The 16,604-nt window shown below is 56.7% G+C and carries 14 protein-coding genes; 10 read left to right on the plus strand and 4 right to left on the minus strand.

Features of this window, described 5'->3' with window-relative positions; genetic code table 11:
* Positions 1-81 precede the first annotated feature (81 nt).
* Positions 82-678, plus strand: a complete 597-nt coding sequence (gene slmA, locus ACOTX2_RS19915) for a nucleoid occlusion factor SlmA (protein ID WP_003860901.1) — start codon at positions 82-84, stop codon at positions 676-678.
* Between the two features lie 82 nt (positions 679-760).
* On the opposite strand, the gene pyrE is transcribed toward slmA, so the two are convergent.
* Together pyrE and rph are read right to left on the minus strand one after the other, a co-directional pair.
* On the minus strand, positions 761-1,402 hold the full coding sequence (pyrE, locus tag ACOTX2_RS19920) for an orotate phosphoribosyltransferase (protein ID WP_023305206.1): 642 nt from the start codon (positions 1,400-1,402) through the stop codon (positions 761-763).
* 66 nt (positions 1,403-1,468) lie between these two features.
* Complete coding sequence (gene rph / locus ACOTX2_RS19925) at positions 1,469-2,185, minus strand: ribonuclease PH (protein WP_048966550.1); 717 nt, start codon at positions 2,183-2,185, stop codon at positions 1,469-1,471.
* A gap of 125 nt (positions 2,186-2,310) precedes the next feature.
* Here rph and ACOTX2_RS19930 point away from each other — a divergent pair, with 125 nt between their 5' ends.
* Positions 2,311-3,174, plus strand: a complete 864-nt coding sequence (locus ACOTX2_RS19930) for a YicC/YloC family endoribonuclease (RefSeq protein WP_003860907.1) — start codon at positions 2,311-2,313, stop codon at positions 3,172-3,174.
* A 205-nt stretch (positions 3,175-3,379) separates the two neighbouring features.
* The gene (locus ACOTX2_RS19935) at positions 3,380-3,997 is read left to right on the plus strand and encodes a trimeric intracellular cation channel family protein (RefSeq protein WP_023299016.1); all 618 of its coding nucleotides are present in this window, start codon (positions 3,380-3,382) and stop codon (positions 3,995-3,997) included.
* A 2-nt stretch (positions 3,998-3,999) separates the two neighbouring features.
* Here the strand turns inward: ACOTX2_RS19935 and ligB are convergent, their stop codons facing one another.
* On the minus strand, positions 4,000-5,670 hold the full coding sequence (gene ligB, locus ACOTX2_RS19940) for an NAD-dependent DNA ligase LigB (RefSeq protein ID WP_063148215.1): 1,671 nt from the start codon (positions 5,668-5,670) through the stop codon (positions 4,000-4,002).
* A 251-nt stretch (positions 5,671-5,921) separates the two neighbouring features.
* Between ligB and gmk the strand changes: the two genes are divergently transcribed.
* Genes gmk through recG form a run of 5 tightly spaced genes read left to right on the plus strand, consistent with a single transcriptional unit; the run spans position 5,922 to position 11,788 of the window.
* Positions 5,922-6,545, plus strand: a complete 624-nt coding sequence (gmk, locus tag ACOTX2_RS19945) for a guanylate kinase (RefSeq protein WP_006177710.1) — start codon at positions 5,922-5,924, stop codon at positions 6,543-6,545.
* 54 nt (positions 6,546-6,599) lie between these two features.
* On the plus strand, positions 6,600-6,875 hold the full coding sequence (gene rpoZ / locus ACOTX2_RS19950; RefSeq protein WP_000135058.1) for a DNA-directed RNA polymerase subunit omega: 276 nt from the start codon (positions 6,600-6,602) through the stop codon (positions 6,873-6,875).
* A gap of 19 nt (positions 6,876-6,894) precedes the next feature.
* Positions 6,895-9,009 (plus strand): bifunctional GTP diphosphokinase/guanosine-3',5'-bis pyrophosphate 3'-pyrophosphohydrolase, encoded by a 2,115-nt coding sequence (gene spoT, locus ACOTX2_RS19955; RefSeq protein WP_022646616.1) that lies wholly within the window; start codon positions 6,895-6,897, stop codon positions 9,007-9,009.
* A 4-nt stretch (positions 9,010-9,013) separates the two neighbouring features.
* Complete coding sequence (trmH, locus tag ACOTX2_RS19960; RefSeq protein ID WP_032622047.1) at positions 9,014-9,703, plus strand: tRNA (guanosine(18)-2'-O)-methyltransferase TrmH; 690 nt, start codon at positions 9,014-9,016, stop codon at positions 9,701-9,703.
* A gap of 3 nt (positions 9,704-9,706) precedes the next feature.
* Entirely contained in the window at positions 9,707-11,788 is a 2,082-nt protein-coding gene (recG, locus tag ACOTX2_RS19965; RefSeq protein ID WP_023299014.1) for an ATP-dependent DNA helicase RecG, read from the plus strand.
* Positions 11,789-11,791: 3 nt separating this feature from the next.
* Here recG and gltS read toward each other — a convergent pair whose 3' ends face one another.
* A complete protein-coding gene (gene gltS / locus ACOTX2_RS19970) occupies positions 11,792-12,994 on the minus strand; it encodes a sodium/glutamate symporter (protein ID WP_006812438.1) in 1,203 nt (400 codons plus the stop codon).
* Positions 12,995-13,219: 225 nt separating this feature from the next.
* Here gltS and xanP point away from each other — a divergent pair, with 225 nt between their 5' ends.
* Together xanP and ACOTX2_RS19980 are read left to right on the plus strand one after the other, a co-directional pair.
* Positions 13,220-14,611 (plus strand): xanthine/proton symporter XanP, encoded by a 1,392-nt coding sequence (gene xanP / locus ACOTX2_RS19975; RefSeq protein WP_032626600.1) that lies wholly within the window; start codon positions 13,220-13,222, stop codon positions 14,609-14,611.
* A 118-nt stretch (positions 14,612-14,729) separates the two neighbouring features.
* Positions 14,730-16,424, plus strand: a complete 1,695-nt coding sequence (locus ACOTX2_RS19980) for an AsmA family protein (RefSeq protein WP_063148213.1) — start codon at positions 14,730-14,732, stop codon at positions 16,422-16,424.
* The last annotated feature ends 180 nt before the right edge of the window (positions 16,425-16,604 follow it).

The raw sequence follows: 16,604 nt of genomic DNA on the forward strand, positions 1-16,604 counted from the left end.
AACAAACCGCAAACGTCAGTTTGCGGGTCGCTGTGTGGTTGCCAGCCTGACAAGTGCTTATTTTCAGGGGTATTTTGTAACATGGCAGAAAAACAAACCGCGAAAAGGAATCGTCGCGAAGAAATACTTCAATCTCTGGCTCTGATGCTTGAATCCAGCGACGGCAGTCAACGCATCACCACCGCCAAGCTGGCGGCCTCTGTGGGCGTGTCAGAGGCGGCGCTGTATCGTCATTTCCCGAGCAAAACCCGGATGTTCGACAGCCTGATCGAGTTTATCGAAGATAGCCTGATCACGCGCATCAACCTGATTCTGAAGGATGAAAAAGACACCAGCACGCGTCTGCGTCTGATTGTGCTGCTGATTCTGGGCTTTGGTGAACGTAACCCGGGTCTGACCCGTATTCTTACCGGCCACGCGCTGATGTTTGAACAGGATCGTCTGCAAGGCCGTATAAACCAGCTTTTTGAGCGTATCGAAGCCCAGCTTCGTCAGGTTCTGCGCGAGAAGAAAATGCGGGAAGGCGAGGGATATAATACGGATGAGACGCTGCTGGCAAGCCAGATCCTGGCATTTTGCGAAGGGATGCTCTCCCGGTTTGTGCGCAGCGAGTTTAAATATCGACCAACGGACGATTTTGACGCCCGCTGGCCGTTAGTGGCAGCACAATTACAGTAACGCCATCGCCGGATGGCGGCTTCGCCTTATCCGGCCTACGAACAGGTAGGCCCGGTAAGCGTAGCGCCACCGGGCAACGCAATTAAACCCCGAACTCTTCGCGATACGCTTTTACCGCCGCCAGGTGATCCGCCATCTCAGGCTTCTCTTCCAGATATGCAATCAGGTCTGTCAGCGTGATGATAGAGATCACTTTGCAGCCATAATCGCGTTCCACTTCCTGAATAGCAGAGATGTCGCCACGCCCACGCTCCTGACGATCGAGCGAAATCAGCACACCCGCAAGCGTTGCACCGTTAGCCTGGATAATTTCCATCGATTCACGGATCGCGGTGCCTGCGGTGATCACGTCATCCACCAGCATCACGCGGCCCTGCAACGCACTGCCTACCAGATTGCCGCCTTCACCGTGGGTTTTGGCCTCTTTACGGTTAAAGCAGTACGGTACGTCGCGGTCATGGTGCTCCGCCAGCGCCACCGCCGTGGTGGTTGCAATTGGAATGCCTTTGTACGCGGGGCCAAACAGCAGATCGAAATCAATCCCGGAATCTACCAGCGCTTCGGCATAGAAGCGGCCTAACAGTGCCAGGTCGCGCCCGGTATTAAACAGCCCGGCGTTGAAGAAATACGGGCTTTTACGACCGGATTTCAGCGTGAACTCGCCAAACTTAAGTACCTGCTTGTTAAGCGCAAACTCAATAAACTGGCGCTGATACGATTTCATGGATTTGCTCCTTTGTCTTTTCAGTCTTACAGGCAAAAAAAAGGCGACTCATTGGTCGCCTTAAAATCAATTTTCTAACGCCGCTTTCTGCGTCGCTACAATAGATTCAATACCCCCTCGGGCCAACGCCAGCAAGGTGAGTAGTTCTTCGTGAGTGAATGGCTCGCCTTCTGCCGTGCCCTGCACTTCAATGATGCGACCATCTTCGGTCATCACCACGTTCATGTCGGTTTCTGCGGCAGAATCTTCAACGTATTCCAGATCGCAAAGCGCTTCGCCGTTAACAATACCAACGGAGACAGCAGCAACCATCCCTTTCATTGGGTTGGTTTTCAGCTTACCGGCGGAAACCAGCTTGTTCAGCGCATCTGCCAGCGCCACACAGGCACCGGTAATGGAGGCCGTACGCGTGCCGCCATCGGCCTGGATCACGTCGCAGTCCAGCGTGATGGTGAACTCACCCAGCGTTTTTAAGTCAACCGCGGCGCGGAGCGCACGTGCGATCAGGCGCTGGATCTCCATAGTACGGCCGCCCTGCTTACCTTTTGCCGCTTCACGGGCATTACGGGTATGGGTTGCGCGCGGCAACATACCGTATTCCGCGGTGATCCACCCCTGGCCCTGACCTTTCAGGAAGCGAGGCACGCCCTCTTCGATGGACGCGGTGCAAAGCACTTTGGTGTCACCAAACTCAACCAGCACGGAGCCTTCAGCGTGTTTTGTATAGTTACGGGTCAGGGTGACGGGACGCACCTGGTTGGCGCTACGACCTGCTGGACGCATGATGGATTCTCCGGCTTGAAACGAATGTGGCTGCGCATTATACGGATAAAGGACGCTTATTCCTATCCTGAGAAGCCCCTGAAAGCTATAATCCCCCCATCTCTCCTTTAAAAACGGGAATGTCTATGATCCGCAGTATGACCGCCTACGCCCGGCGTGAAATCAAGGGTAGCTGGGGTAGCGCTACCTGGGAAATGCGCTCGGTAAACCAGCGCTATCTGGAAACATATTTCCGTATGCCGGAACAGTTCCGCAGCCTGGAGCCTGTGGTGCGTGAGCGTATCCGTACGCGTCTGACCCGCGGGAAAGTGGAATGTAACCTGCGTTTTGAGCCCGATGCCAGTGCACAGGGCGAACTGATCCTGAACGAAAAGCTGGCAAAACAGCTGGTTAATGCGGCGAACTGGGTCAAAATGCAAAGCGATGAAGGCGAGATCAACCCGGTTGATATTCTGCGCTGGCCTGGCGTGATGGCCGCCGGAGAGCAGGATCTGGACGCGATTACCGCTGAAATCCTGGCTGCACTCGACGGCACGCTGGATGACTTTATCGTTGCCCGCGAAACCGAAGGCCAGGCGCTGAAAGCGATGATTGAGCAACGCCTTGAAGGCGTGAGCGCCGAAGTGGCTAAAGTGCGCGCGCATATGCCAGAAGTGCTGCAATGGCAGCGTGAGCGTCTTGTCGCCAAACTGGAAGAGGCGGAAGTCCAGCTGGAAAACAACCGTCTGGAACAAGAGCTGGTGCTGATGGCGCAGCGTGTAGACGTGGCTGAAGAGCTGGATCGTCTGGAAGCGCACGTTAAAGAGACCTATAACATCCTGAAGAAGAAAGAAGCGGTAGGCCGCCGTCTCGACTTTATGATGCAGGAGTTCAACCGCGAGTCGAACACGCTGGCGTCTAAGTCTATCAATGCAGAGGTGACCAATTCAGCAATTGAACTGAAGGTCCTGATTGAGCAGATGCGCGAGCAGATCCAGAATATCGAGTAATACCTTTCAGGGTGGTGTCTGGCACATCACCCATTACTTTTTCTAATCCTTATTTATCCTTACTTTCTTTGCCTCCCGCCTTATCACAAGCCCGCCTGGCATGCGTTGATAAATTCCTTTAGGGCAAATCCCCTCGCCTTAGAAAATCTCAATCGTGATCTTGCGCACAAATCGCTAACCTCCTCCACTTCATTCCGGAGGGTTTATGCTGCTTCACATTCTCTATCTTATTGGCATTACCGCTGAAGCCATGACCGGCGCGCTTGCCGCCGGACGTCGCCGAATGGACACCTTCGGCGTGATCATTATTGCCACGGCCACTGCGCTCGGCGGCGGGTCCGTGCGCGATATCCTGCTTGGCCATTATCCGCTCGGCTGGGTTAAAAACCCTGAGTACGTCATTATCGTGGCAACGGCAGCCGTGTTAACCACGATTGTAGCCCCGGTGATGCCTCATCTGCGCCGCTTGTTCCTGGTGCTGGATGCGCTTGGGCTGATTGTTTTTTCCATCATTGGCGCACAAATTGCTCTCGATATGGGTGAAGGCCCGGTTATCGCCACCATTGCGGCGGTGATCACGGGCGTGTTTGGCGGGGTGCTGCGCGATATGTTCTGCAAACGTATCCCGCTGGTTTTCCAGAAGGAACTGTATGCCGGCATCTCCTTTGCCGCGGCAGTGCTTTATGTCGCCTTGCAGCACTATGTCACAAACCACGATGTGGTCGTTATCTCCACGCTGCTGTTTGGTTTCACCGCGCGTATGCTGGCATTGCGCCTGAAGCTGGGCCTGCCGGTTTTTCATTACAAGCACAACGCGCATTAAGGTCAGAACCCGTTAATGTGCTGCTCAGCCAGCCACCTTGCCAGCCTATCAACAGGAGGCGCATGCAGCCAGTTAACGACCTGCTGCGCCTTCTCTTCACCTGTTCCCGGCAAAGCCTGCCAGTCAGCGGCGCTCCGCTGATTCAGCGCCTGCCACGACGCCGCCCCAACCGCATTCAGCGTGGCTTTTGTCAGCGGGATCCCCATCGCTGTGACCCAGCGAATAAAAGGTTGTTTGCGCACAATATTAAAACGATGCCAGAGCGATAACCCGCGCCCGGCGGAAAAGCCAGGCGTGGACTGTAGCTGCGCCTGCGTCAGTGTTAACCACGAAAAAATATGCTCGAAACGATGCGTCTGATGAAGCGTTCGCCAGCCCGCCTCGCCTAACCCCTCGATCCCTAGCCCTTGTTTTGAGCTAAGCCACGTCAACCGGGCAAAGAACTGTTCCATACACGCTGGTGAGGCATAAAAACAGGTCAGCGAGTGGTACTGCAGGGCCGGAGGTTCTGGTTTTTCCCTGTTCGCTCCCCGCCAGACAACTCGATCGAATCGGGGGATCCCCTGCCCGGCGAGGCTTATCAGAACCTGATCGCCGGGAACAATATCCAGCCGCTGCCAGCGTGTGACCGACCCCAGGCTCACCCGCCGCACCTGTTTATCATCAAGCTTTACTGGATCCAGTTCGGCTACAACGGACACCTTGCCCGTTCGCCCGACGCCAAACTGTATCCCTCGCACTTCAGCAACCTGAGCGACAGGCGTATATTTCCATGCGACAACCCAACGGCCTTCACCGGGTAACCAACCGTCGCCCGCGGGTTCATCCGCTGAACGCACCACAATGCCGTCCGTGGCAAAGGGCAATGCTGTTGTATGCCACGCTGAACGCTGCGCTTCGACCGCATTCACAGACGCGGCGGGCAGCGTATAACGCGCCGTCAGGGTGAACCCGGCTTTTGACAACGCATCCAGAGATACCTGCATCTCTTTAGGTCCATCCGGCCAGGCCCAGATAAACACGCCGAGCTGCCTGAGAAGTGCGCTATCGTTATGACGCATCATGGCGCCCGCCACTTTTGCCCGCATGTTCATCCCCCCCATCTGACGCTGGATGTGGTTTTCATGAATCCAGAACAGTTCACCCTGTAAGACGCTATTTGCCAGGGGGCCGGACAGGTTTTGCGGAACAGAGGGGATTGATCGAACCTGCGCCGTCCAGTCTTCACCTTTCACACCGTTGCCACGGCTAATGGCCCGGACAAGCTTCCCGCCCTGGTACACCAGCGTCACAGCCACGCCATCCACTTTGGGCTGCATCCAGAGATGTTGCCGGGCTCGCATCCACTGGCTGAGCTCAGCTTTACTGGCAACCTTATGCACGCCCGTATGCGCAACCGGGTGTGTCACACTACCTGTCAGAGGTGGCGGTCTCTCTTCGGAAGAGACATGACCAAAGCAGCGCTGCCACTGGTTCAACCGCGCGTTAAGCTGATCGTACACCCCGTCATCAACGTCACTGCCTCCCTGCTTCCAGTAAGCATCGTCCCAGCGTTTGATCTGTGCGCTCAGCGCTACAATTTCCTTTTCTGCTTTTGCCTGCGACCATACCGGGCATACCGCTAACCCGGTGCCACACCACAACAGCGCAAACCCGCTTATCCATCGCCACATTATTACCCCTCCTTTGCGTTGGAGGAGGTATAACCCGGTATTGAAAACGACGCGAATGGCAACGTTACGCTTTACGAGGCGTTATCCAGCGTTTCTTTTTGTTGCTGCAAACCGCAGACAAAACCTGAAAACAGCACGCAAAATTTAATCATCCACGGGAAAAAGTGTGACAAAGGCTACGTCACACAGCGGCGACGTGTATAATAAGCCCGTATGTAAGACTTCTTCGTTAACACATACAAAAGACTCTCATGGCTCAAGGCACGCTTTATATTGTTTCTGCCCCTAGTGGCGCGGGTAAATCCAGCCTTATTCAGGCACTGTTAAAAACCCAACCGCTGTACGATACACAGGTTTCTGTTTCTCACACCACGCGAGCACCGCGTCCGGGTGAGGTGCACGGTGAACACTATTTCTTTGTGAATCACGACGAATTCAGAGCGATGATTGGCAGAGACGCGTTTCTTGAACACGCAGAAGTATTCGGTAACTACTACGGTACTTCGCGTGAAACCATTGAGCAGGTTCTGGCGACCGGCGTGAACGTGTTCCTGGATATCGACTGGCAGGGCGCGCAGCAAATTCGTAAGAAAATGCCTGATTCGCGCAGTATTTTTATTCTACCGCCATCGAAAGATGAACTGGATCGCCGCCTGCGTGGTCGCGGCCAGGACAGCGAAGAAGTTATCGCGAAGCGTATGGCACAGGCTGTTGCAGAAATGAGCCATTACGCGGAATATGATTACCTTATTGTGAATGATGATTTTGATGCCGCGCTGAGCGATCTCAAAACTATCCTTCGCGCAGAACGTCTGCGTATGAGCCGCCAGAAGCAGCGACATGACGCATTAATCACCAAACTGTTGGCAGACTGAACCCACTTTCAGTATCATGCCCAGTCATTTCTTCACCTGTGGAGCATTTTAAGTATGGCACGCGTAACTGTTCAGGACGCTGTAGAGAAAATTGGTAACCGTTTTGACCTGGTACTGGTCGCCGCGCGTCGCGCTCGTCAGATGCAGGTAGGCGGTAAAGATCCGCTGGTACCGGAAGAAAACGATAAAACCACCGTTATTGCACTTCGCGAAATCGAAGAAGGTCTGATCAACAACCAGATCCTCGACGTGCGTGAGCGCCAGGAGCAGCAAGAGCAGGAAGCCGCAGAACTGCAGGCCGTAACCGCCATTGCTGAAGGTCGTCGTTAATTAAACCTGCGGGTCGCCCTTGTATCTGTTTGAAAGCCTGAATCAACTGATTCAAACCTACCTGCCTGAAGACCAGATTAAGCGTCTTCAACAGGCGTATCTCGTTGCACGTGACGCTCACGAGGGCCAGACACGTTCAAGCGGTGAACCCTATATCACGCACCCGGTAGCGGTGGCCTGTATTCTGGCCGAGATGAAACTCGACTACGAAACGCTCATGGCCGCCCTGCTGCATGACGTGATTGAAGATACCCCTGCCACCTACCAGGACATGGAACAGCTGTTTGGCAAAAGCGTTGCCGAGCTGGTGGAAGGGGTCTCTAAGCTTGATAAGCTGAAATTCCGCGATAAGAAAGAGGCGCAGGCCGAAAACTTTCGCAAGATGATCATGGCGATGGTGCAGGATATCCGCGTCATTCTCATCAAACTTGCTGACCGCACCCACAATATGCGCACGCTGGGCTCACTTCGCCCGGATAAACGTCGCCGCATCGCCCGTGAAACCCTCGAAATCTACAGTCCGCTGGCGCACCGTTTAGGTATTCATCACATTAAAACCGAGCTGGAAGAGCTGGGTTTTGAAGCGTTATACCCAAACCGCTATCGCGTGATTAAAGAGGTAGTGAAAGCCGCACGAGGCAACCGTAAAGAGATGATTCAAAAGATCCTCTCTGAAATCGAAGGGCGCTTGCAGGAAGCCGGTATTCCGTGCCGCGTTAGCGGTCGCGAAAAGCATTTGTACTCTATCTACTGCAAAATGGTGCTCAAGGAGCAGCGTTTTCACTCGATCATGGATATCTACGCGTTCCGCGTCATCGTCCACGACTCGGACACCTGCTACCGCGTGCTGGGGCAGATGCATAGCCTGTACAAGCCACGTCCGGGGCGCGTCAAAGATTACATCGCCATTCCAAAAGCGAACGGATACCAGTCTTTGCACACCTCGATGATTGGCCCGCACGGCGTTCCGGTTGAGGTGCAAATTCGTACCGAAGACATGGATCAGATGGCGGAAATGGGTGTCGCGGCGCACTGGGCTTATAAAGAGCACGGCGGCGAAAGCAGCACCACCGCGCAAATCCGCGCCCAGCGCTGGATGCAGAGCCTGCTGGAGCTGCAACAGAGTGCAGGTAGCTCGTTTGAATTTATCGAGAGCGTTAAATCCGATCTCTTCCCGGATGAGATTTACGTTTTCACGCCGGAAGGGCGCATTGTCGAACTGCCTGCGGGCGCGACGCCGGTCGACTTCGCTTACGCCGTGCATACCGATATCGGCCATGCCTGCGTGGGTGCCCGCGTCGACAGGCAGCCTTATCCGCTGTCGCAGCCGCTCTTCAGCGGGCAGACTGTCGAAATTATTACCGCGCCGGGCGCACGTCCTAACGCCGCCTGGCTGAACTTTGTCGTGAGCTCAAAAGCGCGCGCAAAAATCCGCCAGCTGCTGAAAAATCTCAAGCGCGACGACTCCGTTAGCCTGGGGCGTCGTCTGCTCAATCACGCGCTGGGTGGCAGCCGCAAACTGGCAGAGATCCCACCAGAAAACATTCAGCATGAGCTGGAGCGTATGAAGCTCGCCTCGCTGGATGACCTGCTGGCAGAGATTGGCCTCGGAAACGCCATGAGCGTGGTCGTGGCGAAGAACCTGCAACAGGGCGAAACGACAGCCGTTCCTGCTAACGCGCAAAATCATGGTCACCTGCCAATCAAAGGCGCTGACGGGGTGCTCATCACCTTCGCCAAATGCTGCCGCCCTATCCCGGGCGACCCGATTATTGCGCACGTCAGCCCGGGTAAAGGGCTGGTGATCCACCACGAATCCTGCCGTAACATCCGTGGCTATCAGAAAGAGCCTGAGAAGTTCATGGCGGTCGAATGGGATAAAGAGACAGCGCAGGAATTTATCACTGAAATCAAGGTGGATATGTTTAACCACCAGGGTGCACTGGCGAACCTGACGGCAGCGATCAACACGGCCTCGTCAAACATTCAGAGCCTGAATACTGAAGAAAAAGATGGCCGCGTTTACAGCGCCTTTATTCGCCTGACCGCCCGTGACCGCGTACATCTGGCCAATATTATGCGCAAGATCCGCGTGATGCCGGATGTCATTAAAGTCACCCGTAACCGAAACTAGCATTATGAATTCAACACGTTACGAGCGAATCTGCGAAATGCTCGCCAGGCGTCAGCCTGATCTGACGGTCTGCATGGAGCAGGTCCATAAACCTCATAACGTCTCTGCTATCGTCCGCACCGCAGATGCCGTCGGCGTGCATGAAGTCCACGCCGTCTGGCCAGGCGCACGTATGCGTACCATGGCCTCCACCGCCGCAGGCAGCAACAGCTGGGTATCCGTGAAAACTCACCAGACTATTGGTGAAGCGGTCTCGCACCTGAAAGGGCGTGGCATGCAGGTTCTGGCAACCAACCTCTCAGCTAAAGCCGTGGATTTCCGTGAGATCGACTACACCCGTCCGACCTGCATTTTAATGGGCCAGGAGAAAACGGGGATCACGCAGGAAGCACTGGATTTGGCTGACCGGGACATCATCATTCCGATGATCGGCATGGTCCAGTCACTCAACGTGTCGGTCGCCTCAGCGCTGATCCTGTATGAAGCGCAGCGCCAGCGTCAGAATGCCGGAATGTACGAGCGCAGCAACAGCATGCTGCCGGAAGAGGAGCAGCAGCGCCTGCTGTTTGAAGGTGGCTATCCGGTGCTGGCTCGCGTTGCGAAGCAGAAGAAATTGCCTTACCCCCACGTCAACGCGCAGGGCGAAATTGAAGCCGATGCCGAGTGGTGGTCCACCATGCAGTACGCAGGGTAAATCATGAAAGGCCGCCTGCTGGACGCCATACCGCTCAACAGCCTGACGGGCGTGGGCGCGGCACAAAGCAGTAAACTGGCGAAGATTGGCCTGCACACCGTGCAGGATCTCCTGCTCCACCTCCCCCTGCGTTACGAAGACCGTACTCAACTTTATAAAATTGGCGATCTGCTGCCCGCTATTTACGCCACCGTTGAAGGGGAAGTGCTGAACTGCAACATCACCTTTGGCGGACGCAGGATGATGACCTGCCAGATCAGCGACGGCACCGGCATTCTCACCATGCGCTTTTTCAACTTCAATGCGGCGATGAAAAACAGCCTTGCCACCGGACGACGCGTACTTGCGTACGGTGAAGCCAAACGGGGCAAATACGGCGCGGAGATGATCCACCCGGAATACCGCGTGCAGGGCGATCTCAGCTCACCTGAGCTACAGGAGACGCTCACGCCGGTCTATCCAACCACCGAAGGCATTAAGCAGGCCACGCTGCGCAAGCTCACCGACCAGGCGCTGGAGCTGCTCGATACCTGCGCCATTAACGAGCTGCTGCCGCCGGAGCTGGCGCAGGGCATGATGAGCCTGCCGGAGGCGTTGCGCACCCTGCACCGTCCACCGCCAACGCTTCAGCTCGTTGATTTAGAAAGCGGTAAACATCCCGCCCAACGGCGGCTTATCCTTGAGGAATTACTGGCTCACAACCTGAGCATGCTGGCCCTGCGCGCAGGTGCGCAGCGTTTCCACGCGCAGCCATTAAGCCCGCATGATGAGCTCAAAGATAAGCTGCTGGCCACACTGCCGTTTAAACCCACCGGCGCCCAGGCGCGGGTCACCGCCGAGATCGAACGCGATATGGCGCTGAATGTGCCGATGATGCGCCTGGTGCAGGGCGACGTGGGTTCCGGGAAAACGCTGGTTGCCGCATTGGCCGCTTTACGCGCTATCGCCCACGGCAAGCAGGTGGCGCTGATGGCGCCGACAGAACTGCTGGCCGAGCAGCACGCCAACAATTTCCGTAACTGGTTCGCCCCACTGGGGATCGAAGTGGGCTGGCTGGCCGGGAAGCAGAAGGGCAAAGCACGTCTTGCGCAGCAGGAAGCTATTGCCAGCGGGCAGGTGCAGATGATTGTCGGCACGCACGCCATTTTCCAGGAACAGGTGCAGTTTAACGGCCTGGCGCTGGTCATTATCGACGAACAGCACCGCTTTGGTGTTCATCAGCGTCTGGCGCTGTGGGAGAAAGGTCTGCAACAGGGCTTCCACCCGCATCAGCTGATCATGACCGCCACGCCGATTCCGCGCACCCTGGCGATGACGGCCTATGCCGATCTGGATACCTCCACCATCGACGAGTTGCCGCCGGGCCGAACGCCGGTGACCACGGTTGCCATACCGGACACGCGGCGCAGCGACATCATTGACCGCGTGCGCAACGCCTGTACGCAGGAAGGGCGTCAGGCGTACTGGGTCTGCACCCTGATTGAAGAGTCTGAGCTGCTGGAAGCGCAGGCTGCCGAAGCCACATGGGAAGAGTTAAAGCTCGCCCTGCCAGAGCTGAACGTCGGTCTGGTTCACGGGCGCATGAAGCCTGCCGAGAAGCAGGCGGTGATGCAGTCGTTCAAACAGGGCGAGCTGCACTTACTCGTTGCGACCACGGTTATCGAAGTGGGCGTGGATGTGCCGAACTCCAGCCTGATGATTATTGAGAACCCGGAGCGTCTGGGCCTGGCGCAGCTCCACCAGCTACGAGGCCGCGTGGGCCGTGGCGCGATCGCCTCTCACTGCGTGCTGCTCTACAAAGCCCCGCTGTCGAAAACCGCGCAGATGCGTTTGCAGGTATTACGCGACAGCAATGACGGCTTCGTCATTGCGCAAAAAGATCTGGAGATCCGCGGCCCGGGCGAACTGCTGGGCACGCGTCAGACGGGTAACGCCGAATTTAAAGTGGCGGATTTGCTGCGCGATCAGGCCATGATCCCCGAAGTACAACGCCTTGCGCGTCATATTCATGAACGCTACCCCGAACAGGCGGCAGCGTTAATTGAACGCTGGATGCCGGAAACCGAGCGGTATTCCAACGCCTGACGGTCAGCCAAACATCGGCAGCATCAGGTAGAGCTTAATGACCAGCGCGTTGACGATATCAATGAAGAATGCGCCCACCATCGGCACCACCAGAAACGCCATGTGCGACGGGCCGAACCGTTCGGTGATCGCCTGCATATTCGCGATGGCCGTTGGTGTCGCTCCCAGACCAAATCCACAGTGACCCGCAGCCAGTACCGCCGCATCATAGTTTTTGCCCATCATGCGCCAGGTAACAAAGATGGCATACAGCGCCATAAACACGGCCTGTACCGCCAGGATCGCCACCATCGGCAGCGCCAGCGAGGCCAGCTCCCACAGCTTGAGGCTCATCAGCGCCATCGCCAGGAACAGCGACAGGCTGACGTTCCCCAGCACGGACACCGCGCGTTCGAAGACGCGGTAGAAGCCCATCTGCGCCAGACCGTTGCTCAGGATCACCCCGATAAACAGCACGCAGACAAAGGTTGGCAGTTCGAAAGCCGTTCCCGCCAGCCATTGCGCAACGATTTTGCCCACGGTGAGGCAGATGGCAATCATGGCGATGGTTTCAATCATCACCAACGAGGTGATGCTGCGACCAACGTCCGGTTTTTCGAACGCGGTCGGCACCATTTCATCGTCTGGTCTGCCTTCCGGCGTAGTGGAATGTTTCACCAGATAGCGCGCCACCGGGCCGCCAATCAGCCCGCCAAGCACCAGGCCAAAGGTCGCGCAGGCCATTGCCACTTCCGTTGCGTTTTCAAAGCCATAGCGTTCGATGAACAGCTTGCTCCACGCCGCGCCCGTTCCGTGGCCACCTGACAGGGTAATCGACCCCGCCAGCAGACCCATCAGCGGATCCAACCCCAGCAGCGACGCCATACCGATGCCGATGGCGTTTTGCATCAGCAGCAGGCCCACCACGACAATCAAAAACACGCCCAGCACCTTGCCGCCTGAACGCAGGCTTGCGAGGTTAGCGTTCAGGCCGATAGTGGCAAAGAAGGCCAGCATCAACGGATCTTTCAGGGACATATCAAAATCAATTTCCCAACCCATGCTTTTTTTCAGTACCAGCAGGGCCAGCGCCACCAGCAATCCACCGGCTACAGGTTCAGGAATGGTGTACTTTTTCAGAAAGGAAACACTGTGTACCAGCTTGCGACCAAGCAGAAGAACCAGCGTTGCGGCAACAAGGGTCGACAACGTATCGAGATGAATCATAAAAGGCTCCTGTTATGCGCGTGTTCCATACACACGCGGCGTTATCCTGGGCCGGGTGATGCTCGTCATGAGCCGCCGGCGCGAAAAGTGTAATTTTTTTTTCCTGTTCGTTGTAGAAAACCTGCTCACACCGGCAGATTTTCTCTCTTTTTTTTGCTGGCAATCGTTTGCTTTTACCAGGTGGTCAGCTAAAATGCCCGCTTTTCCACCGTGGGATTGCCGCCGATGTCTGTTAACACTCTGGAGTCTGCTGATGCGCAACCGATTGCGCAGAAGCAAAACAGTGAACTGATTTACCGCCTTGAAGATCGTCCCCCGCTACCTCAAACCCTGTTTGCCGCCTGCCAGCATCTGCTGGCGATGTTCGTTGCGGTCATCACGCCGGCTCTGCTGATTTGTCAGGCGCTGGGGTTACCGGCGCAGGATACGCAACACATCATCAGTATGTCTCTGTTCGCTTCCGGTGTAGCCTCCATCATTCAAATTAAAGCCTGGGGTCCGGTGGGTTCGGGGTTGCTGTCGATTCAGGGCACCAGCTTTAACTTTGTGGCGCCGCTGATCATGGGCGGTACGGCACTGAAAACCGGCGGCGCAGATGTCCCGACGATGATGGCGGCGCTTTTCGGCACCCTGATGCTGGCAAGCTGCACAGAGATGATCATCTCCCGCGTTCTGCACCTTGCGCGCCGGGTGATCACCCCGCTGGTCTCCGGCGTGGTGGTGATGATTATCGGCCTGTCGCTGATTCAGGTGGGTCTGACCTCCATCGGGGGCGGCTACGCGGCAATGAGCGACCATACCTTCGGCGCGCCGAAAAACCTGCTGCTGGCAGGCGTGGTGCTGGCGATCATTATTCTGCTTAACCGCCAGCGTAACCCGTACCTGCGTGTGGCTTCGCTGGTGATCGCCATGGCGGCCGGTTACCTGCTGGCGTGGGCGCTGGGCATGCTGCCTGAAAACACCACCCCAACCAACAGCGCGTTGATTACCGTGCCAACGCCGCTCTACTACGGCCTGGGCATTGACTGGAGTCTGCTCCTGCCACTGATGCTGGTCTTTATGATCACCTCGCTGGAAACCATTGGCGATATCACTGCCACCTCCGACGTGTCCGAGCAGCCGGTCTCCGGCCCGCTGTACATGAAACGTCTGAAAGGCGGCGTGCTGGCGAACGGACTGAACTCGTTTGTCTCGGCGGTGTTCAACACATTCCCGAACTCCTGCTTCGGCCAGAACAATGGCGTGATCCAGCTGACCGGGGTTGCCAGCCGCTACGTGGGCTTCGTGGTGGCGCTGATGCTGGTGGTCCTCGGCCTGTTCCCGGCGGTGAGCGGGTTTGTGCAGCACATTCCCGAGCCGGTCCTGGGCGGCGCGACGCTGGTCATGTTCGGTACCATCGCGGCCTCCGGCGTGCGTATCGTCTCCCGCGAGCCGCTGAACCGCCGCGCAATCATGATTATTGCGCTGTCTCTCGCCGTAGGACTTGGCGTCTCCCAGCAGCCGTTGATTTTGCAGTTTGCCCCGGACTGGGTGAAAAACCTGCTCTCTTCCGGCATCGCTGCGGGCGGTATTACCGCTATCGTGCTGAATCTCATTTTCCCGCCTGAAAAGAACTGATCCCCACACGGCAGGCTGTCAATGCCTGCCGTGACATCTCTTTACACCATTCCCGCCTTGAGCATTGCGCATAAATCGTGCATAACACCCTTATGTGCGTTTCGCGGGAAGGAAGACCATGAAATTTATTGGAAAGCTGCTTATCTATCTTCTGGTAGCCCTGCTCATTGTAGTGCTCGCCTTTTATTTTCTGCTCCAGACCCGCTGGGGCGCATCGCAGGTCAGTAGCTGGATCACGGTGAATACCGATTACGAGCTCAACTTTGACCTGATGGATCACCGCTTTTCATCCCCTTCTCACATTCTTCTGGAAAACGTTACCTTCGGACGAGATGGCAAACCGGCCACGCTGGTCGCTAAAAAAGTGGATATTGGCTTAAGCAGCCGCCAGATCACCGACCCGCTGCATATGGACGCCATCACCCTGTTCGATGGCACGCTGAATTTATCTCCACAGACGGCGCCGCTGCCGTTCCAGGCCGATCGTCTGCAACTGAATAACATGGCCTTTAACAGCCCGAATACGGAGTGGGATCTCAGTGCACAAAAGGTGACCGGCGGCGTCAGCCCGTGGCAGCCCGAGGCGGGGAACGTACTGGGGAAAAATGCGCAAATCCAGATGAGCGCCGGGTCGCTCACGCTCAACGGCATACCGGCCAACAACGTGCTGATTCAGGGACAACTCAACGGCAAAGAGGTGGTGCTGAATACCATCGGTGCCGATATGGCGCGCGGCTCGCTTACGGGGTCGGCTCTGCGTAATGCCGACGGTGGCTGGGTTATCGACACCCTGCGTCTGAATGAGATTCGCCTGCAAAGCGACAAATCGCTGCTGGATTTCTTCGCCCCTCTCTCCACCCTGCCTTCGTTACAGATTGGGCGGCTGGAAGTGACCGATGCCCGTCTACAGGGGCCAGACTGGGCGGTAACCGACCTCGATCTCAGCCTGCGTAACCTCACCCTGAGTAAAGGTGACTGGCAAAGCCAGGAGGGACGGTTATCCCTGAACGCCAGCGAATTTATCTACGGCTCGCTGCATCTTTTTGACCCTATCCTGAACGCGGAATTCTCCCCGCAGGGCATTGCGCTGCGTCAGTTCACTTCCCGCTGGGAAGGGGGCATGGTGCGCACCTCCGGCAACTGGCTGCGCGACGGGAACGCGCTGGTGCTGGACGACGTTGCCATTGCCGGGCTGGAATATACGCTTCCGGAAAACTGGAAAACGCTGTGGATGGATCCGCTTCCGGCATGGCTGAACAGCGTGACGCTGAAAAAATTCGGCCTGAGCCGCAACCTGGTGATCGACATCGATCCGGCGTTCCCATGGCAGATCACCTCCCTCGACGGTTATGGCGCTAATCTGCGTCTGGCGCAAGACCACAAGTGGGGCGTGTGGGGCGGTAACGCAACCCTGAACGGGGCGGCAGCAACCTTTAACCGCGTCGACGTTCGACGCCCGTCGCTGGCGCTGAATGCCAACGCCGCAACGGTAAACATTACCGACCTGAGCGCCTTTACCGAGAAAGGGATCCTGGAAGCGACCGCCACCGTGTCACAGCTGCCACAGCGACAAACCACCGTGAGCCTGAACGGGCGCGGTATACCGCTCAACGTCTTGCAGCAGTGGGGCTGGCCAGCGCTGCCGATTGCGGGCGACGGCAATATTCAGCTCACCGCCAGCGGAAGCGTGCAGGCCAATGCGCCGCTGAAGCCGACGGTGAACGGGAAGCTGAGCGCGGTAAATATGGATAAACAGCAGGTGCAGCAGACGATGACCGGCGGGATGGTGTCGGCGGTGGCTCCGGCACAGTAAAAAGCCGGGTGGCGGCTTCGCCTTACCCGGCCTACGAGATTTTGGTTCCCTCTCCCCGTGGGCTGAGGGTTCTCCACAAATTAATGCGAGCACTGAGCAATCCCCTCGCCCCTCCGGGGAGAGGGTTAGGGTGAGGGGAACATACGGCTGTGGTGGTCATTCCGTTCACTTTATGTTCCT

The organism is Enterobacter cloacae complex sp. IR5412, assembly GCF_049237385.1.
GTDB classification, from domain to species: Bacteria; Pseudomonadota; Gammaproteobacteria; order Enterobacterales; family Enterobacteriaceae; genus Enterobacter; species Enterobacter intestinihominis.